Origin of the sequence: Rubrivirga litoralis, from assembly GCF_031846415.1 — a bacterium.
In the GTDB taxonomy this organism is placed as follows: domain Bacteria; phylum Bacteroidota; class Rhodothermia; order Rhodothermales; family Rubricoccaceae; genus Rubrivirga; species Rubrivirga litoralis.
The window spans coordinates 1-22,839 of the sequence record NZ_JAVRHT010000041.1; the positions used below are offsets into that span (position 1 = coordinate 1).

Here is a 22,839-nt window from a genome sequence, read left to right on the forward strand (position 1 = left end):
CACCTCCCCCCCCACGCCGCGGTAGGACTGGCGGTAGTAGAGGAGCGGGGCGGAGCCGGCGCCCTCGACGATGCCCGTCACCTCGGCGATCCAGACCGTGTGGTCGCCGGCCTCGACGTGGGCGCGGGGGCGGCACCGGAGGACGCCGAGCGTGCCGCGGAGGAGCGGCGGCCCCGGCGCTACGTTCAAGTGCGGGAACGGCGCGAGCTGCTTGAGGCCGTCGAGGTCGGGCACGGCAAAGTGGGCCGCGAGCTCGGCCTGCTCCGCCGACAGCAGGTGGACCGCCCACACGTCGGTTTCGCCGAGCGCGTCGTGGAGGCGCGTCCCGTGCGTCACGTTGAACGAGACGAGCGGCGGGTCCAGCGAGACGCTCACGAACGACCCAATCGTCGCCCCGCGCGGCCCGTCCGCCGTCCGCGCGGTGACGACGACGACGGGGGCGGGGAGGTCGCGGAGCACGGACCGGAGCGCCTCGCCCGTGGCCTCGACGGCCTCGGGGTGCTCGGGGGCCTGGTCGGCGGGGGCGGGGGGCGGCGTGGTCACCTTCGTCTGACGGGAGTCCCCGCGCGCGGTTCTGCGGAGCGGGGCGGTCCCCGGCCACCCCGCCCGCGGGCGAGAGCGTTCCGGTGGGGGCGGGGCGGCCGCCCCGCCCGCCGCTACCCGACGAAAGCGTCCTTGACCCGGCCGAAGAAGCCGCGCCGGCCCGAACCCTCGGGCTTCGGCGTGAGGTCGGGGTCGCTGCGGAGCTGCTCGAGCGTCTGGCGAAGAGCGCCCGACACCTCCTGCGGCGTCCACACGAGGACGCGGACCATCTGGTCGCCGCGGCGGCCGCCGCCGACTTCGGGGAGGCCGCGCCCGCGCATGCGGAGCACGCGGCCGGACTGGACGCCGGCGTCGATCTGGAGCGTGGCCCGGCCCTTCAGCGTGGGGACCGTCGCCTCGGTGCCAAGCGCGGCGTCGGGGAACGAGAGGTGGAGGTCGTAGCGGACGTCCAGCCCCTCGCGCGTAAAGTGCTCGTGCGGACGCTCGTCGATCTCGACGCGGAGCGCGCCGGGCGCGCCGCCCCGGATGCCGGCGTTGCCGGCCCCGCGGATCTGGAGGTAGTGGCCGCTCGCAACGCCGGCCGGCACCTCGACGTCGACCGTCTCCTCGCCCTTGATCCGGCCCTCGCCGTCACACACGTGGCACGCGTCGACGATCACGCGGCCCTCGCCCTGGCACGTCGGGCACGGCTGGACGTTCACGAACTGGCCGAAAAACGAGGTCGACACCTGCCGCACCTCGCCGACCCCGTCGCACGTCGAGCACGTGCGGAACCCGGCCTCTTTGTCCTCGGCGCCCGTCCCGTCGCAGTGGTCGCACGCGACGAACTTGCGGAGCGTGAGCTGGCGGTCGACGCCCTCGGAGATCTCCTCGAGCGTGAGCGCAAGGCGGACGCGGAGGTCGGTCCCGGGGCGGCCGTGGCTGCGGCGGCGCCCGGCGCTCCGGCCGAACACGTCCTCGAACTGGGAGCCGCCCCCGAAGATGTCCGAGAACGCCGAGAAAATGTCGGAGATGTCGGAGAACCCGCCCGGCGCGCCCGCGGCGCCGTTCCCCAGCCCGGCCCGGCCAAAGCGGTCGTAGCGGGCGCGCTTGCCCTCGTCGGAGAGCACCTCGTAGGCCTCGGCCGCCTCCTTAAACGAGGACTCGGCCTCGGCGTCGCCGGGGTTGCGGTCGGGGTGGAACTGGAGGGCCTTCTTCCGATAGGCCTTTTTGATCTCGTCCGGCGTCGCCGTACGGGCGACGCCGAGGACGTCGTAGAAATCGCGTTGGGTGGCGTCGGCGGGCACGGGCGGGGTGGGATCTGGGGGCGGTGGGGCGGCGCCTATTCGGCGACGACGACGCGGGCGTGACGGAGGACACGGTCCCCGAGGCGGTACCCCGGCTGGACCTCGGCAAGGACGGTGCCGGACTCGGCGTCGGGCGCCGGCTGCTGCATGACGGCCTCGTGCTCCTCCTCGGAGAACGGGCGGCCGACGGCCTCAATGGGCTCAACGCCGACACCGGCGAGGGCGTCTGTAAACTTTTTCGTGACCAGCTCGATGCCCTGGAGCAGCGCGCCGGTCTCCCCCGCCCCGCCCGACTCGGCCGCGGTCCGGGCGGCGTCGAGCGAGCGGCGGAGGTCGTCGTAGACGTCGAGCATGGGGAGCAGCACGCCCTGCCGGCCCACGCGGACGGACTCGGCGCGGTCGCCTTCGGAGCGGCGGCGGTAGTTCTGGTACTCGGCGGTCTGGCGGAGCAGCTTCTCCTGGAGGCCAGAGACCTCGGCGCGGAGCGCCTCGACGTCGTCGGTCGCGGCGTCGGAGGGGGCGGTCTCGTCGACCTCGTCGGCGGGCAGGGCGTCGTCCGTCATGGCGGGCGGGGCGTCGGGGGGCGGGGCGGCGCCGTCGGGCGCGGCGTCGGGAGAGGCGGGGCGGTCGGTCATGGCGTGAGCGGCCGGGCGGGAAAGATCGCGCCGGGCCGGAGGAGGACGGGCGAAACGGGGGAGAAAGGGCGGGGCGGTCTCACCACGGGCGGGCGGCTCCAGATCCACCCCGCCCCCGTGTCAGGCCGCCAAGCGGGGCGGTTTCGGGGCGCGTGCGGCAGGCTCCGGTCGGCCGCCCCGCCCACGCCGGAGCCCGGGCTGGGGGATTCTCAGGGGGCACCGCGTCGACCACCTCGCGCGTCAGTCGTCGGGCGGGGCGGCGAGCAGGCCGGCCACGTGCTCGACGAGCACGATGGCCCGGCCGTAGTCCATCCGCGTCGGGCCGATCACGGCCACGGCCCCGACCGCCCCGCCCACGCGGTACGGCGCCGTCACGACGGAGTAGGACGGGCCGCCGGGGCGGCCGCGCTCGACCTCGCGGCCGATGAGGACGACGGCGCCGTCGGGCTCGGCCGGGTCGACGGCCGCCGGCCGCTCCAGGAGGTGGACCACGACGTCCTCGCTCTCGGCCAGCTCGACCACGTCGCGGACGAGCTCGGGCCGGTTGAACTCGGGCTGCGAGACCAGGTGCTGCGCGCCGCCGATCGCCGCGCGCTGGCCCGGCGTCTCGTCGCGGAACAGGGCCGGCCCCTCGCGGAGCACGACGCGGACCACGCCCGTCCGGTCGTGCTCCGCGAGGTCGCCCACGCGGTCGGCCCCGGTCCGGCGGATCTCGGCGAGCGTCAAGCCGGCCAGCCGCTCGTTCAGGCGCTGCACCACGGCGTCGAGCGCGGCGGGGTCGGCCTCGACGTCGAGCTCGGCCGTGACCGTCCGCGCCAGCCCGCCCCGCAGCGCGAGCACGAACAGGACGCGCGACGACGACAGCCGGACGACCTCGAGCCGGTCGAGGACGCCGGTCGAGAGCTGGGGCGTGAGGACGACGCCCAAAAGCTGGCTGAGCCGCCCGAGCAGGCGCGACGTGTCGCGGGCGATGGCGTCGAGGTCGCCCAGCCGGCGGCGGACGCCGTCGCGGAGGAGCGTGGCCTCGCGCGCCGACAGGCCCGTCACGTCGAGGAGGTCGTCGACGTAGAGCCGGTAGCCCTGCTCGGTCGGGACGCGCCCGGCCGACGTGTGGGGGTGGCCGAGGTAGCCGGCGTCCTCCAGGTCGCGCATGGTCGTCCGGATCGACGCGCTGGACAGCTCGACGTCGCCGGCGAGCGCCTTCGAGCCGACCGGCGCGGCGGTCCCGATAAAGTGCTGGACGACGCGGCGCAGCACGTCCTGCTCCCGCTCAGAAAGCGGGCCGGCGGGGCGGGCGGGGTCGCTCGGGCGGGGCACGGCGTGGGTGGCAGGCGACGGAACAAACGAAGGTAGCGGCGGCGCCCGTCTGCGCGCGGGCGGGGCGGGCCGAGCCTTCGCACCGATTTCAGCCGCCCCGCCCTGTGGGGGCGGCCGCGTACGGACGCCAGTACGGACGCCACCCCGCCCGTTCCGCCGCGGCAGCTGCCGCGAGCGGGGTGGCGCCACGGCTCGCCCGAACCGCCCCACCCGCTGCCTGCCTCCGCCGCACGTCGGTCGCATGACGTGCCCCCCCCGTCGTGTGAGGGCGGGGCGGTCCGAGTTCACCCCCTCCCCGCCCCGTCTTGACCGGCCGGTCACGGAGCGCCCCGCCCCGCCCCGTTCACACGCCACACCCTCCTGTACTGCCGTGGACGTCACCCGCCTCCCGCACTCGACCCTCGACCGCCTCGACGCGCGCATTGCCGCCTGGATGAGCCGCCACGGGGTCCGCCTGCTCCGCTACGCCATCGGCGTCGTGTTTATCTGGTTCGGCGGGCTCAAGCTGATCCCCGGCCTGAGCCCGGCCGAGGATCTCGTCCGCAACACGGTCTACTTCGTCAACCCGGACGTCTTCTACCCGGTCCTCGCCGCGTGGGAGGTGCTGATCGGCGTGCTCCTCCTGTTCCGGCCGACCGTCCGCGGGGCGCTGTTCCTGCTCGCGCTCCAGATGCCGGGCACGTTCCTCCCGTTCGTCGTGCTCCCCGAGGTGTGTTTTTCGATCTGGCCGCTCGCGTCGCCGCTCGACCTGTTCGCGCTGACGCTCGAAGGCCAGTACATCGTCAAAAACCTCGTGCTCATCGCCGCCGGGCTCGTCGTCGGGGGGACGGTTCGCGAGCGGGCCACGCGCGAGCGGTTACTATAAAGGCGCCGCCCCGCCCGCGCAATTCGGCGGGCGGGGCGGGGTGAGCATATGCTAGAGCACCCTTCGGGCTGGTACGGGGTACCGGGTACGAGGTACGGTTCGATCCGACCTCGACGCGCGCGTACCCCGTACCGAGTACCCCGACCCGTCCGAGACGCTGACTCGTTAGCGTGCGCCCGCCCTGACGGGCGGGGCGGGGCGGTCAGGCCTCGACGGCGGCCGGCTGGCCGTCCCAGATCGGGTAGTCCGTGTAGCCTTCGGCGCCGCCGCCATAGAACGTGCTGGGGTTGGGCTCGTTGAGGGGCGCGTCGAGCCCAGCCTCCTGCGCGGCGTACCGGATGGCGAGGTCGGGGTTGGCGAGGAACGGGCGGCCGTAGGCGACGAGGTCGGCGGTGCCCGCCTGGAGGATCGCCTCACCCTCCTCGCGGTCGTAGTCGGCGTTCGCGATGACGGCGCCGCTAAAGTGCTGGCGCATCAGGGCGATGGCATCGAGGTCGCCCAGCCCGCCCTTGGACCCCATGCCCGCGTTCGGGCGGATGCCGTGGAGGTAGGCGAGGCCGGCCTCGGAGAGCGCCTCCGACGCGGCCCCGAACGTCTCCTCGGGGTCGGCGTCGGTCACGCCGTTCGTGCCGGCCGCGAACGACAGCCGCGCGCCGACGCGGTCGGCGGGCCACTCGGCGAGGACGACGTCCGTCACCTCGCGGAGGAACCGGAGCCGATTCTCGACGGAGCCGCCGTAGGCGTCGGTCCGGTGGTTCGAGTCCGAGCCCAAAAACTGCTCGATGAGGTAGCCGTTCGCCGCGTGGATCTCGACCCCGTCGAAGCCGGCGCTGCGCGCGAGCCGGGCGCCGTGCCGGTACTGCTCGACCGTATCAGCGATCTCGTCCTCGGTCAGCGCGTGGGGCGTCTCGAACGGGACCATCTGGAAGTCCGGCGTCATGGCCTTCCCCTTCGCGGGGATCGCCGACGGCGCCACAGGCAGCGCGCCGTCGTGGTACGCCGAGTGCGACACGCGGCCGACGTGCCACAGCTGGAGCACGATCCGCCCGCCGACGGCGTGGACGAGGTCGGTCACGCCGCTCCACGCCTCGGCTTGCTCCTCGGTGTAGATGCCGGGCGTGTCGGGGTAGCCCTGGCCGCGCGGCGTCACCTGTGTGGCCTCGGCGATGAGGAGGCCGGCCGAGGCCCGCTGCGCGTAGTACGTCGGCGCGAGGTCCGTCGGGACTTGGCGGCCGTGGCGGCTGCGCGTGAGCGGGGCGAAGACGATCCGATTGGGGAGCTCGAGCGGGCCGAGCGTGAACGGCGAGAGCAGCATGGGCGGGGTGGGTGTTTGTCGTCACAACCATTCGCCCGAGTCCCTGTTCCGCCGCCGCCCCGCCCATGAGCCCTCTCCGGCGAGCACCCAGGGGCGAGGCGGGGAACGCGGGGGGAGCGCCCCGGTAGGCGAGGCGTCACCCGCCCCGCCCGCCCTGGCCCTCGTCGTCTACGCCCTCTGCGGCCACGGCCGTGGCCACTCGTCGCGCGCCGCCGCCGTCGCCGAGGCGCTCCGCGCGCGTGGGCACCGGGTCCGGTTCGCGGCCGACGCCCCCGCCGCCGACCGCCTCGCGCAAGAGGGCAGCGGGCCGGTGCACCGGGTCCCTGCGCTCCGCCAGGTGCTCCGCGGCAACCGCGTGCGCTACCTCGCGACGGCCCGCGCCAACCTCGACCTCACGTGGCGGAGCCCCGAGATCATCGCCGAGGCCGAGGCGTGGCTGGCGTCCGTCGAGGCCGACGTCGTCGTGTCGGACCACGAGCCGTTCGTAGCCCGCGCCGCGCGCCGCCTGGGCGTCCCGGTCGTCGCGCTCAGCCACCAGCTCGTGCTGACCGAGGCCCGCCCGCGCGTCCCGCTCCGCCACGCGCTCTCGGCCGTGGGGACGCGGCTGGGCATCGGCGTGCTCGCCCCGCCCCGCCCCGACGGCGTGGTCGTGCCTTCGTTCTTTTTCCCCCCGCCCCGCGCGGGCTCGCGGGCCGTGTTCGTGCCGCCCATCCTGCGCGACGACGTGCTCGCGGTCCGGCCCGAGCCTGGCGACCGCGTGCTCGTCTACGTCAACGAGGGGGCCGGGCTGGAGCCGCTCGTGCGGACGCTCGGCGCCGTCGACGCCGCGTTCGACGTGTACGGACTGGACCCGGGGCAGGCCGCCCCGCCCAACGTCCGCCTGCGGCCGCCGTCGCGGGCCGGCTTCCTCGCCGACCTGGGCGCCGCCCGCGCCGTCGTGGCGACGGCCGGGTTCACGCTGCTCAGCGAGGCGCTCCACCTCGGCGTGCCCGTCCTCGCGCTCCCCAACCGGGGCTTTTTCGAGCAGGTCGTCAACGCGCTCGCGCTCCGCGACGCGGGGCGGGGCGGGGCCGTCGTGGGCCGCCCGCCGCGCCCGTCGGACGTGGCCGTCTTTCTCGACCGCGCCGCCGGCCTCCGCCGCCCCGCCCAGACCGCCGCCGAGGGCCGGGCGGGGCGGGAGCGGGCGGCCGACGCCATCGAGGCCGTGGTGAGCGGGGCGGGCCGCCCCGCCCCGACGCGGGCGCCGGTCCGGCCGGAAGTGGCCTAGCAGCGCTGGGCGACCGCCCCGCCCTTGGCGTGGAAAGCCCCTTGACGTGGGCAGCGTGGGCGGGGCGGGGGCCATAGCGGGAGCGCCGCAGCGGCGGCACCAGACGGCGCCTCGCGCGCGGGGCGGGCGGGGCGGAGGAGGTCTGGCCGTGTAGGACGGACGCCCCTTCACCCGTTCTGTACCCTTGCGCGGGCGGGGCGGCGGGTATCTTCTGCGGTTCTCCGCCCCCCGGCTGTGCCATGACCGTTCCCGACCTCCTCGGCCAGCAGCCGACCGGCTCCCCTTCGGACCCCACCGACCGACCGGCCGCGTCGATCTTCGACAAGGTCGAGCGCTTTTTCGAGCCGGGCGGGGATTACCAGAAGGTCAACGAGGCCGACCTCTACCCGTACTTCCGGGCCATCGAGGTGTCCGAAGGGAGCCGGGCCGTCATGAACGGCCGGGAGGTCATCATGGCCGGGTCGAACAACTACCTCGGGCTCACGAACGACCCGCGCGTGCGCGAGGCGGCCAAGGCGGCCGTCGACAAGTACGGAACGGGGTGCACCGGGAGCCGCTTCCTCAACGGCACGCTCGACCTTCACCTGGAGCTTGAGGAGCGGCTCGCCCGGTTTATGCGCAAGGAGGCGTGCGTCCTGTTCTCGACGGGGTACATGACCAACCAGGGCCTGCTCCAGTCCCTCGCCGGGCGCGGCGACGTCATCTTCTCGGACAAGGACAACCACGCGTGCATCCTGGCCGGGCAGCAGGTGTCGGCGGCCGAGACCGTCCGCTACCGGCACAACGACGTGGAGCACCTGCGGACGTTCCTCGAGCGGATCTCGAACGAGCGCCCGGACGCCGGCAAGCTGATCGCGACGGACGGCGTGTTCTCGATGTCGGGGACGATCGCGCGTGTGCCCGAGCTCGTCGGGCTCGCCCAGGAATTCGGGGCCGCCCTGTTCCTGGACGACGCCCACGCGGTCGGCGTGATCGGCGACGGCGGCCGGGGCTCGGCGTCCGTGTTCGGGCTCGAAGACGAGGTGGCGCTCACGACGGGGACGTTCTCGAAAAGCTTCTCGTCGCTCGGCGGGTTCGCCGTCGGCGACGAGACCGTGATCGAGTACGTCCGCCACACGGCGTCGACCCACATGTTCTCGGCGTCGATGCCGCCGTCGGCCGTCGCGACGGTCCTCGCGTGCCTCGACATCCTGGAGACCGAGCCGGAGCGGCTCGAGCGGCTCGCCGAGATCTCGGACACCATGCGCGACGGGTTCCGCTCGCTCGGGTTCGACGTGTGGGCCTCGCAGACGCCGATCATCCCGGTCGTGATCGGCGAGATGTACCGCTGCTTCGCGTTCTGGAAGGACCTCCTGGAGGCCGGCGTGTTCGCCAACGCCGTTGTCCCCCCGGCCGTCCCGCAGGGCCAGTCGCTCATGCGGACGAGCTACATGGCCACGCACACCGACGAGGAGCTCGACCGCGTGCTCAGCGCCTTCGAGACCGTCGGGCTCCAGCACGGGATCATCGCGCCGGGCGGGAAGCCGGGGCCCGCGATGACGCCGAGCGGGGCGTAGGGGCCGGGAGCCCTCTCGCTCGGCCTGCGCCCCACGGGCGGGGCGGCCAGAGGGCGGGGCGGCGCCGCTAGCTTGTCCGCTCCCAGACCGCCCCGCCCATGCCCGAGACCGCCGCACGCCCCGCCCCGACTGGCGCCACCCCGCCCGGGCGTGGGCTCCCGGTCACGGTCCGGCCCGTCCGCTCGCCGGCCGACCGGGCGGCGTTCCTGGACGTCCCGTACGACCTCTACGCCGGCGACCCGTACTTCGTCCCGCCGCTGCGCTTCGACCAGAAGCAGATCCTGGACCCGAAGAAGAACCCGTTCTTCGAGCACGGCGCCATGGAGCTGTTCCTGGCCGAGCGGGGCGGGGCGGTCGTCGGGCGCGTGGCGGCGATCGAGAACGGGCAGCACCTGGCGAAGTACGCCGATGGCAACGGGTTCTTCGGCTTTTTCGACACCGTCGAGGACTACGCCGTCGCCGAGGCGCTCCTCGACGCCGCGGCCGGCTGGCTCCGCGCGCGCGGGCTGACGGGCGTGCGCGGCCCGGCCAACCCGACCATGAACGACGTGGCTGGGCTCCTCGTGGCCCGGTTCGACCGCCCGCCGTCGATCCTCCTCCCGTACAACTACCCGTACTACCAGGACTTCCTGGAGCGGTGGGGCTTCCGGCGGGCCATGACGATGTGGGCGTTCTACGTCCACGAGGCGTACATGGACACCGAGCGCATGGCGCGCGGCGCGGCCATCGTGGAGCGCCGGCACCCGGGCATCCGCATCCGCCCGCTCGACCCCGAGCGGTTCGAGGACGACGTGGTGACGGCCATGCGGATCTACAACGAGGCGTGGGCCGCGAATTGGGGCCACGTCCCGTACACGGACCGCGAGGCGATCCACCTGGCGAAAGAGCTGAAGCCGGTGATCGAGGAGGACCTGTTCCTGTTCGCCGAGCTCGACGGCGAGCCCATCGCGTTCGCGACGTCGATCCCGAACTACAACCGGGCGCTCAAGGAGCTCCCGCGCGGCCGGCTCCGCCCGGCGGGCATCGCCAGGGCGTTCGCGGCGGTCAAGTCGGGGTCGATCTACGAGGTCCGCATGGCGCTCATGGGCGTGATCCCGGCGTACCGGAACGCGGGCCTGGACTCGTTCCTCATCCACCACACGATCGTGAACGGCCGCGGCGTGGGCTACCAGGCGGCCGAGCTGAGCTGGGTGCTGGACACGAACAAGCCGATGATCAACGGGCTGGAAAAGCTGGGGGCCACGCGCGACAAGGAGTACGCGATGTTCGAGGCGGAGCTGTAGGGGTTCGGGGGTCGGGAAGATGCGGGGCGGGGCGGCATCGGGCGGGGTGGCATCTTGTAGCGGCGTTGCGTGCAACGCCGTCGGGCCGCCGCCCACGGGCGGGGCGACATCGGGCGGGGTGGCGCCGGCCACGACCGCCCCGCCCCAGGGTGCCCGCCGCCGCCGGGCCGGGCGGGTCAGGCGCCGCCCCGCCCACGGTCGACCGCCGGTCGCCCCTACGACCCGCGGGCGGGGCGGCCGGTACTTTTCGCAGCGCCCGCCCCGCCCCCCTCTCCCGTGCCTCGCGTTTCCGTCATCGTCGTTACCTGGAACGGGCGGGGCCTGCTTGAGCGGTTCCTCCCGTCCGTCCTCGCCAGCGACTACCCAGACCTGGAGATCGTCGTGGCCGACAACGCCTCGACCGACGGAACGGCCGAGTGGCTGGCCGAGGCGCACCCGGACGTCACCGTCATGCGCCACGCCGAGAACGCGCTGTTCGCGCGCGGCAACAACCTCGCCGTGCCCCATGCGACGGGCGACCTCCTGTGCTTCCTGAACAACGACGTCGAGGTGCCGGCGGGGTGGCTCGGCCCACTCGTCGCCGCGTTCGACAACCCCGGCGTGGCCGCCGTCCAGCCGAAGCTGCTCCAGCACGGCGACCGCGGGCAGTTCGAGTACGCCGGCGCGTCGGGCGGATTCCTCGACGCGTTCGGCTACCCGTTCACGCGCGGGCGCCTGTTCGACACGCTCGAACCCGACCGCGGCCAGTACGACGACGCCCGCGACGTTTTCTGGGCGACCGGCGCCGCGCTCGTCGTCCGCCGCGCGGCGTTCGAGGCGGCCGGCGGGTTCGACGAGTCGTTCGGGATGCACATGGAGGAGATCGACCTGTGCTGGCGGCTCCAGCGGGCGGGGTGGCGTGTCCGCGTCGAGCCGGCGTCGGAGGCGTACCACCTGGGCGGCGCGTCGCTGCCCCAGGGCAGCCCGCGGAAGATGTACTTCAACGTGCGCAACGGGCTCGTGATGCTGGCCAAGAACCTCCCCGCCCCAGCGTTCCGCCGCGTGCTCGCCGCGCGCCGCGCCTTCGACGCCGCCGCCGCGGCGCGTGCCCTCGCCGCCGGCCGCCGCGACGAGGCCGCCGCGATCCGCCGCGCGTGGCGCGACGCCCGCGAGCGCATCAACGCCGTCACCCCGCCCCGCCCCGACGAGCGCGTCGTGCTCCCCCCCTACCGCCGCTCCGTCGTCGTCGACTACTTCCTGCGCGGCCGCCGCCGCTTTTCCGACTTGCCCGAGGAGGGATGGAGGGATGCGGGATGGAGGGACGCAGAGGAATAGCGGGCGGGGTGGCCCCTGCCTCTGCCCGTTCCTATTTCCTCTTTCCCCTTTCCTCGGGCGACGCCCGCCCCACCACGACGGCCGAGATCGCGGCGAGCACGACGGCCATGCCGACGAACGCGAGCGGGGCGGGGCGCTCGCCGAACCACGCGAACGCGATGGCCGTCGAGATCACCGGCTCGGCCAGCGTGAGCAGCCCGATGAGCGCGGCGGTGACGTAGCGGAGGGCCAGGCTGAACGAGCCGTGGCCCACCAGCCCCGGGCCGATTCCGAGCGCGAACGCGAGCGCGAGGGCGGGGAGGGGCAGCCCGAGCGGCACGCCGAGCGCGACGCACACGCCGACGCACGTGAGCGCGGCGGCCGTGTTGAGCGGGACGAACGTCGCCAGGAACGACGTGCGCTGGCGGACCGACCGGCTGATGAGGAGGTAGACGGCGACGAGGAAGGCGGCCAGGAGCGCGAGCGCGTTCCCGAGCAGCGGGTCCGGGTATATGCCTCCATCGCCCCCCGTCGCGCCGATAAGGGCCGCGCCCACGACGGCCGCCGCGATCGCCACGGCCGTCCGCCGGTCGGGCCGCTCGTGGAGGAAGACGGCGCCGAGGATGACGATGAAGACCGGCGACAGCGTGACGAGGACCGACGCGCTGGCCACGCTCGTCAGCTGGACCGACGTAATCCATGCCATAAAGTGGAGCCCGAGGAACACCCCGGCGACGGCGATCAGCCCGACGTCCCGGCGCGGCAGCGCCCGGATCTCGCCCCGCACGCGAACGGCCGCGACCGGCACCAGCAGCACCGACACGAACACGGTCCGCCACGCGGCGAGCGCGAGCGCCGGCACGTCGCCGGCCAGGCGGACCAGGATCGGGGACGTGCCGACGGCGACCAGCGCGAGCGCGAGCAGCGCCCAGATGCCCGGCGGCACGGCGTCCCCACCCCGCCCGGCGGATTCGACGCCGACTGGCTCGGAGGGCGGGGCGGCCACGCTAGCGGAGCCGGTCCATCGACTTGACGACCTCGATGTCGGCCGTCACGCGCTGCCGCGCCATGCGCAGGAAGAGGTAGGCCACGATCGGCTGGAGCGCCACGAGGTACAGGCCGACCGGCGCCGTCGTCGCCGCGGGGTCGGTCACGACGAAGAGCCCGACCAGCACGACGACCACGAGGGCCAGGTCGAGCCACTGGGCCACGTAGATCACGCGCCGCTGGAGCGGCCGGTCCTTGTACAGCCCGACGGCGGCGAGGGCCACGAACGCCGTCACCACGGCGAGCCCGTAGCCCACCCATCCGAGCCACGCCGAGTCCAGGGCGATGGCCTCAGCCCATCCGCTGGCGAGCCCGACGAAGAGCGCGAGCAGGAGCGCGGCGAGGACGAGATAGAGGGTTTGAATGCGCTGGATCACGTCGGTCGGGGAGACTGCCGGAGCGGGGTGGAAAAGCGCGGGCGGGGCGGCCGCCCCGCCCTTAGGCGAGGACGGCGCGGACGCGGTCGGCCACGCGGTCGCCGAATGCGGACGTCGACGCGTCGCCGCCCAGGTCGCTCGTGAGCGTCGACGGGTCGGAGTAGACGTCATGGAGCGCCTGCCGGATGGCCTCGGCAGCGGCGTCCTCACCGAGGTAGCGGAGCATCATCTCGCCCGAGCGGACGAGCGCCGTCGGGTTGGCGATGCCCTGGCCAGCGATGTCCGGCGCCGAGCCGTGGACGGCCTCGAAGAGCGCGCAGTCCTCGCCGATGTTGGCCGAGCCCGTCACGCCCAGCCCGCCGACGAGGCCCGACATGAGGTCGGAGAGGATGTCGCCGAACATGTTCGTCGTGACGATCGCGTCGTACTCGTCGGGGCGGATCACGAGCTGCATCGCCATGTTGTCGATGATCCGGTCGTCGAACTCGACGTCCGGGTAGTCGGCCGCGATCTCGCGCCCGATCCGGAGGAACATGCCGCTCGACTCCTTCAGGATGTTGGCCTTGTGGACGAGCGTGAGCCGCTTACGGCCCCGCCGCTTTGCGTCCTCGAACGCGTACCGGATGATCCGCTCCGACCCCGTGCGCGTGATCCGGTTGATCGAGTCGGCGATCTGGTTCCGCTCGTCGAAGTACTCGATGCCGGCGTAGAGCCCTTCGGTGTTCTCGCGGTAGAGCAGGAGGTCAACGCCCTCGAACGGCCCGTGCGTGTTCGGCAGCGTCTCGCAGGGGCGGACGTTGGCGTAGCAGTCGAAGTGCTGCCGCAGGCGGACGTTGATGCTGCGGAAGCCGGTTCCGACGGGCGTCGTGAGCGGCCCCTTGAGCGCCAGCCGCGTCCGCTCGATGGACGCGACGGTCGCCTCTGGGAGCGCGTCGCCGGTCGCCTCGTAGGCGCCCACGCCGGCCTGCTGCTCGTCCCAGTCGAACGCGACGCCGGTCGCCTCCAGAACGCTGACGGTGGCCGCCGTGACTTCGGGTCCGATGCCGTCGCCGGGGATGAGGGTCGCTGCGTAAGCCATGCAAAGGGGCGGGGTGGGAGTTGCAAGCTAGGCGGGCGGCGCCCGAAGCCGACGTGGAACCCGCGCGAATGCGGCCGCCCCGCCCGCAGCGCGATGCCCCGCCCCGCTCCCGCCGGGCGGGGCGGTCGTTCCAGGATCGCCCGCCGCCCCGCTCAACGGGCGGCCAGGGCGGGGCGGCTGGCCCCACCCCGCCCCCACGAAAAAGCCGGGGCGCCCCTGGCGGAGCGCCCCGGCAAAGGCGTGCGAGTGGGCGGGGCGGCCTAATCCGCCTCCCGGCTCGTCGAGTAGTTGACGCGGAGGGCCTCGGCCTCGCGGAGCTCCTGCTGGACGTCGTAGAGCAGGCCGGTCTCGATGTCGCGGTCGACGCGCATCGAGATGATGGTCCGGGGCTCCTCGCGGAGCCGGCGGAACATGGCCTGCCGAATGTCCGGGAGGTCGCGGACGATGGCGTCGTCGACCTGGACAGCCGGCTCGCCCAGCCCGCCCGTCTCGCGCCGCTCCGGCCCGATGTAGACGTACTGGATCAGCCGCTTCTGGTCGATCTTCTCCACGGCCTCGGCCTGCGGGATCGACACGTTGACGAGCAGGTCCGTCTCGCGGAGCACGGTCGTCACCATGAAGAAGATGAGGAGCATGAAGATGATGTCCGGCAGCGAGGCTGTCGGGATCTCCTCCTTCGTGTTGGAGCTCTTCTTTTTAAAATGCGCAGACATAACGGAGTATAGAGGTGGCCGTAGAGCCGAGCGGGCGGGGTGGCAGGCCTAGTCGTCGTCGGGCTCGGCGAGCGAGATCTTGACCGGGATCTGCTCGGAGATCACGTCGGTCTCCGTCTCGCCCGTCACCGGGTCCTGCTCGAGCCGGGACTTGTACTGCCCGTAGTCGACGCCGAACTGCTGCTGCGAGGCGTCGTCGCGGAGCTCGTTGTACGCCGACTTGATCTCGTCGAGCACGCCGATGTAGTTCTCGTACGAGAGCCCGCGCTTGGTCTTGAACGACACGACGGCCTTGTCCGGGCTCACCGAGAGGCTGGGCTCGCGGCCGTTGTTGAGCACGTGGCGCTTGACGATGTTGCGGATCTGCGGGATCGCCGTCACCTCGTTGTCGACGAGCACCTGGCCGTCGGCGGCGACGAGGATGTTGAGCAGGTTCCGCTGGTTGATCTCCGGCGGCGGGTTCGACTCATCCAGCTTCGGCGGGAGCTGCATGTAGATCCCCTTGTCCGCGTCGATCGTCGTGGTGACGAGGAAGAAGATCAGGAGCAGGAACGCGATGTCGGCCATCGAGGACGATGGGATCTCGGCGTCGCGCTTTTTGCGGGGCTTCAGGAGCGGCATGGGGATCGGGAGGGTTCGAGGTCTTCTAACTCAGGAGAAGAAGCTTTTCGCGCCCGCGATGACGAGGGCGAGCAGCCCCGAGAGCGCCGTGAACACGGCGGCCATCACGAAGGCGGACGTCCAGTCCCCCGACGCGAAGTAGGCGACGATGAGGATGAGGACGGGGAGGGCAAAGGCGGCCAGGCCCATCTTGCTCTCGCCGGCGAGGCGGTGGCTGGCGTTCTTGAGGCCGAACCCGACCATCATGAGCAGGCCGAGGCCGATGAGGAGGAGGCAGAGCCAGATCAGTGCGGTTTCCATAGCGGGGGTCAGTGCGGGGCGGGGCGGGAGAGCTGCTCCCCCACCCCGCCCCCGTGCAGAAGGGCCGGCTTAGGTGAGGTCGACCTTGGTGACGTCGTCGCCCGTGCCGAGCTCGCGCTTCGGGTCGGGGAGCGTGGCCCGCGTGCGGCCGCTGAGGGCGGGGCGGCCGACCGACATCATCGAGAGCGAGTCGATGAGCTCGACCGAAGCCTCCTCCATGTCGGCCGTGATCCGGTCGATCTTGGAGACGCAGTAGTTGTAGAACACCTGCAGGATGATGGCCGCGATGAGCCCGAAGACCGTCGTGAGGAGGGCGATCTTGATGCCGCCGGCCACGAGCGACGGCGAGATGTCGCCGGCCGCCTCGATGGCGTCGAACGCCTCGACCATCCCGACGACCGTCCCGAGGAACCCGAACATCGGGGCCAGCGAGATAAAGAGCGAGAGCCACACGAGGCCGCGCTCGAGGAAGCTCATCTCGATCGAGCCGTAGGAGACGACGGCCTTCTCGACCGCGTCCATGCCCTCGTCGTAGCGCGTGAGCCCGGCCTGCACGACCGAGGCGACCGGCCCGCGCGTGTTGGCGCACACGTCCTCGGCGGCCGAGACGCCGCCGTTGTCGAGCGCCTCCTTGACGCGGCCCAGGAACTTCTGGGCGTTGATGTCGGCCCGGTTGAGCGAGAGGATGCGCTCGAAGGCGATGGCGAGCCCGATGATCAGCGTGATCAGCACGGGCCACATAAAGTTGCCGCCCTCGTTGAAGCGGTAGACGAGCCCGTTGGCGAAGCCGGCGTCGGCGGCCTGGAGCAGTGCGAAGAACGTCATGGGGTCAGGACCTCGAGTCGGGTTGGGGGAGGGCGAGCGGGGCGGCCGGTAGGGCAGCGCCCCGCAAAGGCGGGGGTGGCGCAGTCGCGCCGGAGGAGGAGGCCAATATCCCCACCGCCCCCGGGAATGTCAACGCGACACGAAGATGGGCCGGCACAGGAGTTGCGCCCCGGACCTAGGACCCGGCGCGGCCGCAGAGGTTGCCGCCCCGCCCGAGACCCCGCGCCCCACCCCGCCCAGCGGGACCCGCCGACACGACACCGCCCCGCCCGCGGCGTGCGCCGGGAGCGGGGCGGTCGGCCGAGGGCACGCGAGGCGTGGGTTAGCGGCGGGCGGCCAGCGTCGCCGCGTCCCGCCACAGCCCCGTGGCCTCCTGGAGCGTCGGGTCGAGGTCGCCGATGACCGGGTAGAACGCGTCAGCGCCGAAGAGGCGCCGGGCCATGAACGCCTTGATCCGCGTCTCGACGTCGTCGCGGACGGCGTCGACCTCGGGGCGGACGAGGACGGCCTCGTCGCCGCCGTCGCCGTCCGGGCGCTCGGCCACGACCCGGACGCCGTGGTCCGAGGCGAACTCGAGGAAGCGGTCGTACGTCGCGTCGTCGACCTCGAAGCCCGTGCGGAAGGCGGCCTCGCCGCTGTTCTCCCACCGCTCCCGGAACGGGTCGCCGCGGCGCTCGATCTCGACGCGGGCGAACTCGTTGTCCAAGTTCCGCCCGATGACCGTGCGGAGGGCGGCCCCGATCGAGTCGCGCGTGACGATGTAGTCGGGGAGGATGCCGCCGCCGCCGTAGACCGTCCGGCCGCCGTCGGTCTGGAAGACGAGCGAGTCGGGGACCTCGGACGCGAACGCGCTCGCGTCGATCAGGCCGCCGTCTGGGGCCAGCCGGTCCTCGATGGCCTCGCGGATGGCCAGCTTGTCGGCCCCGTAGTCCTCGTCGCTCTCGCCGAGCGTGTACGGGGTCTGGATGAGGCGGCCGGCCGGCGTGTAGTAGCGGCTGACGGTCATCTGGAGCACGCTCCCGTCGGTCATGGGGAACTGCTGCTGGACGAGCCCCTTCCCGAACGTCCGCCGCCCGACGAGGAGCGCGCGGTCGTGGTCCTGGAGCGCGCCCGCGACGATCTCCGAGGCGCTCGCCGAGTTCTCGTCGACGAGCACGATGACCGGGGAGTCCTCGAAGACGCCGCCCGACTTGGCCCGGTACTGGCGGCGGTTGCCAGCGTGCCGGCTCTCGGTGTAGACGATCATGTCGCCGGCCGGGAGGAACTCGTCGGCGATGGCGTAGGCCTGGTCGAGCAGGCCGCCGGCGTTGCCGCGGAGGTCGAGCACGAGCCGCTCCATGCCCTGCGCCTTCAGATCGCGGATGGCGTCGCGGACCTCGTCGTGGCTGGTCCGCGCAAAGCGCTGGAGGCGGACGAGGCCGGTCTCGTCGTCGACCATGTAGTGGGCGATGACGGTGTTGAGCGGGATCTTGTCGCGCTCAATCGAGAAGCTCAGCGGCTGCCGGTAGCCCGGCCGCGAGACCTCGAGGTCGACGGACGTCCCGCGCGGCCCCTTCAGCTTCAGCGGGACCTCGTCGGGGTCGATCCCGATGGCGCCCTCGCCGTCGATGCCTACGATCCGGTCGCCCGGCTGGAGCCCGGCCTCGTCGGACGGCCCGCCCGCGATGGGCATGAGGACCACGAGCGTGTCGACGCCCTCGCGGCCCTCGATGAACTCGTAGTAGATCCCGATGCCCTCGAAGCTCGCGTCGAAGCTTTCGCGGACGGCGCGCATGTCCTCGGCCGAGATGTAGATCGAGTGCGGGTCGAGCCCGGCGAGCATGCCGTCGATGGCGTCCTCGGCGAGCTGCGCCGAGTCGACCTCCTCGACGTAGGCGCGGCTGATGTACTCGTACGCCTCCTCGATCTTCCTCAGCTGCTCGACGTCGTCGGAGCCGGAGACGGCGTCCTGGACCTGGGCGCCGACGACGAGCCCGACGGCGAGCAGCCCGGCGGCAAAAAGGGGGCGGATGCGGATGCGGGGCATGCGGGGGGCGGGCAAAGGAGGACCGCTCGAACGGAGGCGGAGCAGCGTTGGTGTGAGTCGGACGCGCGGGGCGGGGCGGGGTTGCGGGAGGGGAAGGGGAACCGGCACGAGAGGGACGCCACCCCGCCCGTGCGAGGGCGGGGCGGCCGCCGCAGGGGCGACCGGCGGTCGCCCGTCGGGCAAGGCGAGCGGCGGGCACAAGGCAACCGCCCCGCCCGCAGGCGCGAGGCGGCGGCGACACCGGGCGGGGCGGCGTCCGGTGGAACGTTTCCCGCCCCGCGCCCTACCCGCCCCGTCTCCCCCACCCCGCCCCAGGGACCGCCCGTGACCAACAAAGCCGTCGCCCGCCACCTCAAGCTCACCGCCGACCTCGTCGAACTGACCGGCGGCAACCCGTTCCGCGCGCGGGCCTTCGCGTCGGGCGCGCGGACCGTCGAGCGGCTGGAGGAGCCCGTCGCCGAGCTGCTGGCGGCCGGCGAGCTGGTCGGGGTCAAGGGGATCGGGAAGGGGCTGGCCGCCGAGATCGGCGAGCTGCTCCAGACGGGGACGATGGGCGTGACCGAGACGCTGCTCCAGTCGCTCCCGCCCGGGATCCCCGAGGTGCTCCGCGTGAAGGGGCTCGGCGTCAAGAAGGTGCGGGCGCTGTGGACCGAGGCCGGCGTCACGTCGATCGAGGACCTGGAGGCGGCGGCCGTCTCGGGCCGGCTGGAGGCGCTCGACGGGTTCGGCGCCAAGACGGTCCAGAACATCCTGGGCGCCGTCGAGCAGCTCAAGGCGTACCGCGGCAAGGCCCACCTCCGCGACGCGTGGGCCGAGGCCGTCGCCGCGCGCGACGCGCTCCGCCAGGCGGGCCACGCCGCCGACCTCGCCGGCGCCGTCCGCCGCCAGTGCAACGTGGTCGAGGGCGCCGCCCTCGTCACGACCGCCCCGCCCGAGGCCGCCGCCGCGGCGCTCGCCGACTGGGGCGCGGCGCGCCCGGGCGGGGCGGAGGACGGCCGGGTCGAGGGCCGGCTCCCGCTCGGGCTGCCGCTCGCCGCCTGGTCCGCCCCGCCCGCGGCGTACGGGAGCGCGCTCTTCGAGCACACCGGCCCCGACGCCCACGTCGCCGCCGTCCGCGAGCGGGGCGGGGCGGGCGACCACGCCGACGAGGACGACGTGTACCGCGCGGCCGGCGTCGAGCCCATTCCCGCCCCGCTCCGCGACGACCCGCACTGGCTCGACAGCGGCGACCGCCCCGCCCTCCTGACGTCGGCCGACTTGAGGGGGACGGTCCACAACCACACGACGGCGTCGGACGGGAGCGCCACGCTCCGCGAGATGTGCGACGCGGCGCGCGAGCGCGGGCTGGGCTACTTCGGCGTGTGCGACCACAGCCGGAGCCTCCAGATCGCCCACGGGCTGAGCGTCGACGCCGTGCTCGGGCAGGTCGAGGAGGTCGCCCGTCTCAACGACGACTACGCGGCCGAGGGCGTCGGCTTCCGCGTGTTCTCGGGGTCCGAGGTGGACATCCTGGCCGACGGCTCGATGGACTTTCCCGACAGCGTGCTCGCCCAACTCGACGTCGTCGTCGCGAGCGTGCACCAGGGGTTCAACATGACCGAGGCCGAGGCGACCGCGCGCGTGGTCCGGGCGGTGTCGAACCCGCACGTCGACGTGCTGGGGCACCCGACGGGGCGGCTCCTGCTCCGCCGCGAGGGGTACCCGCTCGACCACGAGGCGGTGCTCGACGCGTGCGCCGAGCACGGCGTGGCCGTCGAGCTGAACGCGAACCCGTGGCGCCTCGACGTCGACTGGACGTTCGTGCGCGCGGCCCGCGAGCGCGGCGTGCTGGTCTCGATCAACCCCGACGCCCACTCGACGGACGGGCTCGACGACACGCGCTGGGGCGTCGCGTCGGCCCAGAAGGGCGGCCTGACGGCCGAGGGCTCGCTGACGTCGAAGACCGCGGGCGAGCTGGCGGCGTGGCTGGGCGGGGCGGGGCGGTAGGGCGGCGTGCAGCGTGCAGCGTGCAGCGTGCAGCGTGCAGCGTGCAGCGTGCAGAAGATGCGGCCGCCCCGCTCTCACCGCGGGCGGGGTGGGCCGTAGAGGCGACCGGCGGTCGCCCGTGGGTGGGGCGGCAGCGGGCGGGGCGGTGCCTGTTCAGACCGCCCCGCCCTCCCAACAACCACCCCTGGCCCCCCTTGGCTACGCCGACGCTGCCGCGGTGGCTAAGAGGGGGACTGCCGCCGCCTCCCGTGGTCCTTGGCGACATCCCCGACCGCCCCGCCCTGCTGACCCGCCGCTCCCCCACCCCGCCCGCGTAGCTTCCTGCTCCCCACCACCCCCTCGTGACCCGCGTCTTCGTTTTTCTGGGCCTCGCGCTCGCGCTCCTCGCAGGACTCGTCGCGGCGACGGTCGCGCTCGCCTACGGGACCGAGCCCGCGCGCGAGGGGGCGCTCCGCCTCGACGGCCTGAGCGGGCCGGTGACGGTCGCCTGGAGCGACAGCGGGGGCGTGTTCGTCGAGGCCCAGACCGAGGCCGACCTCGCGGCGGGCTTGGGCTACGCCCACGCCGTCGACCACGCGTGGGCGATGACCCTGTGGCGGCAGGCGGCGCGGGGCGGTCTGGCCGAGTGGTTCGGCGGCTCCAACCGTGCGCTCGACCTCCACGCCCGCGCGCTGGGCTTTGCCGACCTCGCGCAGCAGACCTACGCGGCCCTTCCGCCCGAGCAGCAGGCGGTCCTCGACGCCTACGCGCGGGGCGCCTCGCGGGGGCTGGCCGACCCCGGCGTGGCCCAGTCCGACGCGTTCCTCGCGGGCGGCGTCGTGCCCGAGCCGTGGCGCCCGTGGGACGCCCTGGCCGTCGAGCGCCTCCATGCCTACCTCGCCTCCTCCCCGCTCCGGCTCGACTCCGCCCGCGCCGACTCGGCCGACGCCGCGCGCTGGGCGGCCGCCGCGTCCGACTCCGCCGTCGTCCGCTTTGCCGCCGCCGATTCGGCGTTCCGGGCCTTTCTCGGCGCCCCGTCGCAAGCGGGCGGCCGCGTCTACGCCGCGACGTCGGGCGGGGCGGCGACGCTGGCGAGCCAGGTCTCGGCGGGGGCCTCGGCGCTCCCGCTTCTCGCACCGGCCGTGCTCCGCGTCGGGTCGCGCGTGGCGGTCGCGGCCACGATCCCCGGCACGCTGGTCTCGCCGGCGGGGTGGTCCGGCGGGCTCGGCTGGGGGCTCCTCCTGGGGAGCGACCTCCGCCTCGAGCCGTACGGCGGCCCCGCCCCGGCCCCCGTCTTTAGCCGGGTCGTCGACCGCGCTGGGAACGAGACGCTCCTGGAGGTGGCCCGCGACACGAGCGGGCTCGTGCTCCGGGCGGGGCGGAGCGCGGTCCCGCGGCGGCCGGCGGCGCAGGACACCACGGCACCCGGCGCCGCCGGGCGGGGCGGAGAGACGCCCGGCCTGACCACCCCGCCCGCGGCGAGTCCGCTGGCGTCCCCGGGCGGGGCGGCGGCCGACTCGGCGGCGGCGGACTCGACGGCCCCGAGCGGCTGGCGCGTCCGGTGGCGGGGGTTCCGGCCGGGCACGGACCTGGGCGCGTTCGCGGCGCTCCGGGCGGGGCGCGTGCCGGACGCGTTCGCGCTGTTCGCGCGCGAGGGGCTCGTGGCGACGCGGGCCGAGACGCGCGTGCTCGGGCGGCCGGTGGTCGCCGCGTCCGGGTTGGGCTACGCGCTCGTCGCCCGCGATTCGCTCGCACGCTACGCGGCCGACCGCCTCGCCCGCCTGGTCGGCCGCCCCGCCCCCCCCCGCCCCGACGCGGAGGCGCCACCGGGCGGAGCGCCCGCGGCGCAGCGGCTCACGCCCGAAGACCTCGCCGAGGACGCCGTGAGCCCGTGGGCCGCCCGCCTCAACGCCCGCCTCCTCGCCGCGCTGGGCGACCGCGACTCGCTGGGGCTCGCCCTCCAGGTCCCCTACTCGTACCTGCGGAGCTGGGACGGCGGGTACCGCGCCGACGCCATCGGCCCGTCGGTCTTCGAGTGGTGGCTCGTGGCCCACCGCGACTACACGGGGCACCTTCCCGACCCGGCCGACTCGCTCGACGCCGCGCTCCTCCCCTACACGCTGCGGATCGCCCGCGCCGAGCTCCGCGACCGCTACGGGACGCTCCCGACCGAGTGGCGCTGGGGGCACCTCCTGGGCGACGGCCCCCGGTTCCCGGTCCTCGGCGGGCGGGGCGGCGTCGCGGCGCGGTCCTACGCCGAGCCGCTGCCGTTCCCCGGCGGCCACCCGACGGCGCTCGTCCCCGGCCCGAGCCTGGTGTTCGAGCGCGCCCACCCGCCGCTGGCCGTGTGGACCGTGTGGTCGCGGCTGGACGACGGCCGGACGTTCGTCCGCACGCCGGCGGGGCGGCCGGCGGCCTCCGGCGTCCTCGACGTGGGAGCCGACGCGGGCGGGTTCGTCGTCGCCCTCGACCCCCGAGCTGCGATGCCCGCGCGGCGCCTCGTGCTCTCGCCGCCCCGCTAGCCCCG

20 protein-coding genes are annotated in these 22,839 nt (G+C 74.0%); 7 read left to right on the top strand and 13 right to left on the bottom strand.

What is annotated here, in order from left to right; translation table 11 throughout:
* The 4 genes from RM540_RS14025 to hrcA form a co-directional block, all read right to left on the bottom strand.
* Positions 1-543 (bottom strand): flavin reductase family protein (locus RM540_RS14025; protein ID WP_311665197.1); only part of this gene is annotated, 543 nt, incomplete at its 3' end.
* 113 nt (positions 544-656) lie between these two features.
* The gene (dnaJ, locus tag RM540_RS14030) at positions 657-1,829 is read right to left on the bottom strand and encodes a molecular chaperone DnaJ (RefSeq protein WP_311665199.1); all 1,173 of its coding nucleotides are present in this window, start codon (positions 1,827-1,829) and stop codon (positions 657-659) included.
* A gap of 35 nt (positions 1,830-1,864) precedes the next feature.
* The gene (locus RM540_RS14035; RefSeq protein WP_311665201.1) at positions 1,865-2,464 is read right to left on the bottom strand and encodes a nucleotide exchange factor GrpE; all 600 of its coding nucleotides are present in this window, start codon (positions 2,462-2,464) and stop codon (positions 1,865-1,867) included.
* A 240-nt stretch (positions 2,465-2,704) separates the two neighbouring features.
* Positions 2,705-3,781 carry a heat-inducible transcriptional repressor HrcA gene (hrcA, locus tag RM540_RS14040; protein ID WP_311665203.1) on the bottom strand — a complete coding sequence of 359 codons (1,077 nt, stop codon included), beginning with the start codon at positions 3,779-3,781 and terminating at the stop codon, positions 2,705-2,707.
* A gap of 370 nt (positions 3,782-4,151) precedes the next feature.
* Here hrcA and RM540_RS14045 point away from each other — a divergent pair, with 370 nt between their 5' ends.
* Positions 4,152-4,646 (top strand): hypothetical protein, encoded by a 495-nt coding sequence (locus RM540_RS14045; RefSeq protein WP_311665205.1) that lies wholly within the window; start codon positions 4,152-4,154, stop codon positions 4,644-4,646.
* Positions 4,647-4,848: 202 nt separating this feature from the next.
* Here RM540_RS14045 and RM540_RS14050 read toward each other — a convergent pair whose 3' ends face one another.
* Positions 4,849-5,961, bottom strand: coding sequence for an alkene reductase (locus tag RM540_RS14050; RefSeq protein WP_311665207.1), 1,113 nt, complete (start codon positions 5,959-5,961; stop codon positions 4,849-4,851).
* On the opposite strand from RM540_RS14050, the gene RM540_RS14055 reads away from it, so the two are divergent.
* The 4 genes from RM540_RS14055 (at position 5,960) to RM540_RS14070 (ending at position 11,381) form a co-directional block, all read left to right on the top strand.
* Positions 5,960-7,228 carry a glycosyltransferase family protein gene (locus RM540_RS14055; protein WP_311665247.1) on the top strand — a complete coding sequence of 423 codons (1,269 nt, stop codon included), beginning with the start codon at positions 5,960-5,962 and terminating at the stop codon, positions 7,226-7,228. The two genes, RM540_RS14050 and RM540_RS14055, sit on opposite strands and share 2 nt — an antisense overlap.
* Before the next feature lie 239 nt (positions 7,229-7,467).
* Positions 7,468-8,784 (top strand): aminotransferase class I/II-fold pyridoxal phosphate-dependent enzyme, encoded by a 1,317-nt coding sequence (locus RM540_RS14060; RefSeq protein WP_311665209.1) that lies wholly within the window; start codon positions 7,468-7,470, stop codon positions 8,782-8,784.
* Between the two features lie 98 nt (positions 8,785-8,882).
* Positions 8,883-10,067: a GNAT family N-acetyltransferase gene (locus tag RM540_RS14065; protein WP_311665211.1), complete on the top strand. Its 1,185-nt coding sequence runs from the start codon at positions 8,883-8,885 to the stop codon at positions 10,065-10,067.
* A gap of 276 nt (positions 10,068-10,343) precedes the next feature.
* Complete coding sequence (locus RM540_RS14070) at positions 10,344-11,381, top strand: glycosyltransferase family 2 protein (protein ID WP_311665213.1); 1,038 nt, start codon at positions 10,344-10,346, stop codon at positions 11,379-11,381.
* Between the two features lie 31 nt (positions 11,382-11,412).
* Here the strand turns inward: RM540_RS14070 and RM540_RS14075 are convergent, their stop codons facing one another.
* The 8 genes from RM540_RS14075 to RM540_RS14110 all read right to left on the bottom strand — a co-directional run bounded on the left by RM540_RS14075 (position 11,413) and on the right by RM540_RS14110 (position 18,347).
* On the bottom strand, positions 11,413-12,366 hold the full coding sequence (locus RM540_RS14075) for a DMT family transporter (RefSeq protein ID WP_311665215.1): 954 nt from the start codon (positions 12,364-12,366) through the stop codon (positions 11,413-11,415).
* Between the two features lies 1 nt (position 12,367).
* Positions 12,368-12,784 (bottom strand): DUF4293 family protein, encoded by a 417-nt coding sequence (locus tag RM540_RS14080; protein WP_311665217.1) that lies wholly within the window; start codon positions 12,782-12,784, stop codon positions 12,368-12,370.
* 61 nt (positions 12,785-12,845) lie between these two features.
* Entirely contained in the window at positions 12,846-13,862 is a 1,017-nt protein-coding gene (locus RM540_RS14085) for an isocitrate/isopropylmalate dehydrogenase family protein (RefSeq protein WP_311665218.1), read from the bottom strand.
* A 260-nt stretch (positions 13,863-14,122) separates the two neighbouring features.
* Complete coding sequence (locus RM540_RS14090) at positions 14,123-14,575, bottom strand: ExbD/TolR family protein (protein ID WP_311665220.1); 453 nt, start codon at positions 14,573-14,575, stop codon at positions 14,123-14,125.
* Between the two features lie 48 nt (positions 14,576-14,623).
* On the bottom strand, positions 14,624-15,196 hold the full coding sequence (locus RM540_RS14095) for an ExbD/TolR family protein (RefSeq protein WP_311665223.1): 573 nt from the start codon (positions 15,194-15,196) through the stop codon (positions 14,624-14,626).
* Between the two features lie 30 nt (positions 15,197-15,226).
* Entirely contained in the window at positions 15,227-15,496 is a 270-nt protein-coding gene (locus RM540_RS14100) for a hypothetical protein (RefSeq protein WP_311665225.1), read from the bottom strand.
* A 69-nt stretch (positions 15,497-15,565) separates the two neighbouring features.
* A complete protein-coding gene (locus RM540_RS14105; RefSeq protein WP_311665227.1) occupies positions 15,566-16,321 on the bottom strand; it encodes a MotA/TolQ/ExbB proton channel family protein in 756 nt (251 codons plus the stop codon).
* A gap of 322 nt (positions 16,322-16,643) precedes the next feature.
* Entirely contained in the window at positions 16,644-18,347 is a 1,704-nt protein-coding gene (locus RM540_RS14110) for a S41 family peptidase (RefSeq protein ID WP_311665229.1), read from the bottom strand.
* A 324-nt stretch (positions 18,348-18,671) separates the two neighbouring features.
* Between RM540_RS14110 and RM540_RS14115 the strand changes: the two genes are divergently transcribed.
* Positions 18,672-20,333: a helix-hairpin-helix domain-containing protein gene (locus RM540_RS14115; RefSeq protein ID WP_311665231.1), complete on the top strand. Its 1,662-nt coding sequence runs from the start codon at positions 18,672-18,674 to the stop codon at positions 20,331-20,333.
* A gap of 341 nt (positions 20,334-20,674) precedes the next feature.
* Positions 20,675-22,834 carry a penicillin acylase family protein gene (locus tag RM540_RS14120; protein WP_311665233.1) on the top strand — a complete coding sequence of 720 codons (2,160 nt, stop codon included), beginning with the start codon at positions 20,675-20,677 and terminating at the stop codon, positions 22,832-22,834.
* Positions 22,835-22,839: the final 5 nt, after the last annotated feature.

Excerpts from the sequence above, each read along its gene's own strand:
- RM540_RS14035 (WP_311665201.1), bottom strand. The coding sequence starts at position 2,464 with ATGACCGACCGCCCCGCCTCTCCCGACGCCGCGCCCGACGGCGCCGCC.
- RM540_RS14055 (WP_311665247.1), top strand. The coding sequence starts at position 5,960 with ATGGGCGGGGTGGGTGTTTGTCGTCACAACCATTCGCCCGAGTCCCTG.
- RM540_RS14050 (WP_311665207.1), bottom strand. The coding sequence starts at position 5,961 with ATGCTGCTCTCGCCGTTCACGCTCGGCCCGCTCGAGCTCCCCAATCGG.
- RM540_RS14060 (WP_311665209.1), top strand. The coding sequence starts at position 7,468 with ATGACCGTTCCCGACCTCCTCGGCCAGCAGCCGACCGGCTCCCCTTCG.
- RM540_RS14065 (WP_311665211.1), top strand. The coding sequence starts at position 8,883 with ATGCCCGAGACCGCCGCACGCCCCGCCCCGACTGGCGCCACCCCGCCC.
- RM540_RS14085 (WP_311665218.1), bottom strand. The coding sequence starts at position 13,862 with ATGGCTTACGCAGCGACCCTCATCCCCGGCGACGGCATCGGACCCGAA.
- RM540_RS14090 (WP_311665220.1), bottom strand. The coding sequence starts at position 14,575 with ATGTCTGCGCATTTTAAAAAGAAGAGCTCCAACACGAAGGAGGAGATC.
- RM540_RS14095 (WP_311665223.1), bottom strand. The coding sequence starts at position 15,196 with ATGCCGCTCCTGAAGCCCCGCAAAAAGCGCGACGCCGAGATCCCATCG.
- RM540_RS14100 (WP_311665225.1), bottom strand. The coding sequence starts at position 15,496 with ATGGAAACCGCACTGATCTGGCTCTGCCTCCTCCTCATCGGCCTCGGC.
- RM540_RS14105 (WP_311665227.1), bottom strand. The coding sequence starts at position 16,321 with ATGACGTTCTTCGCACTGCTCCAGGCCGCCGACGCCGGCTTCGCCAAC.
- RM540_RS14110 (WP_311665229.1), bottom strand. The coding sequence starts at position 18,347 with ATGCCCCGCATCCGCATCCGCCCCCTTTTTGCCGCCGGGCTGCTCGCC.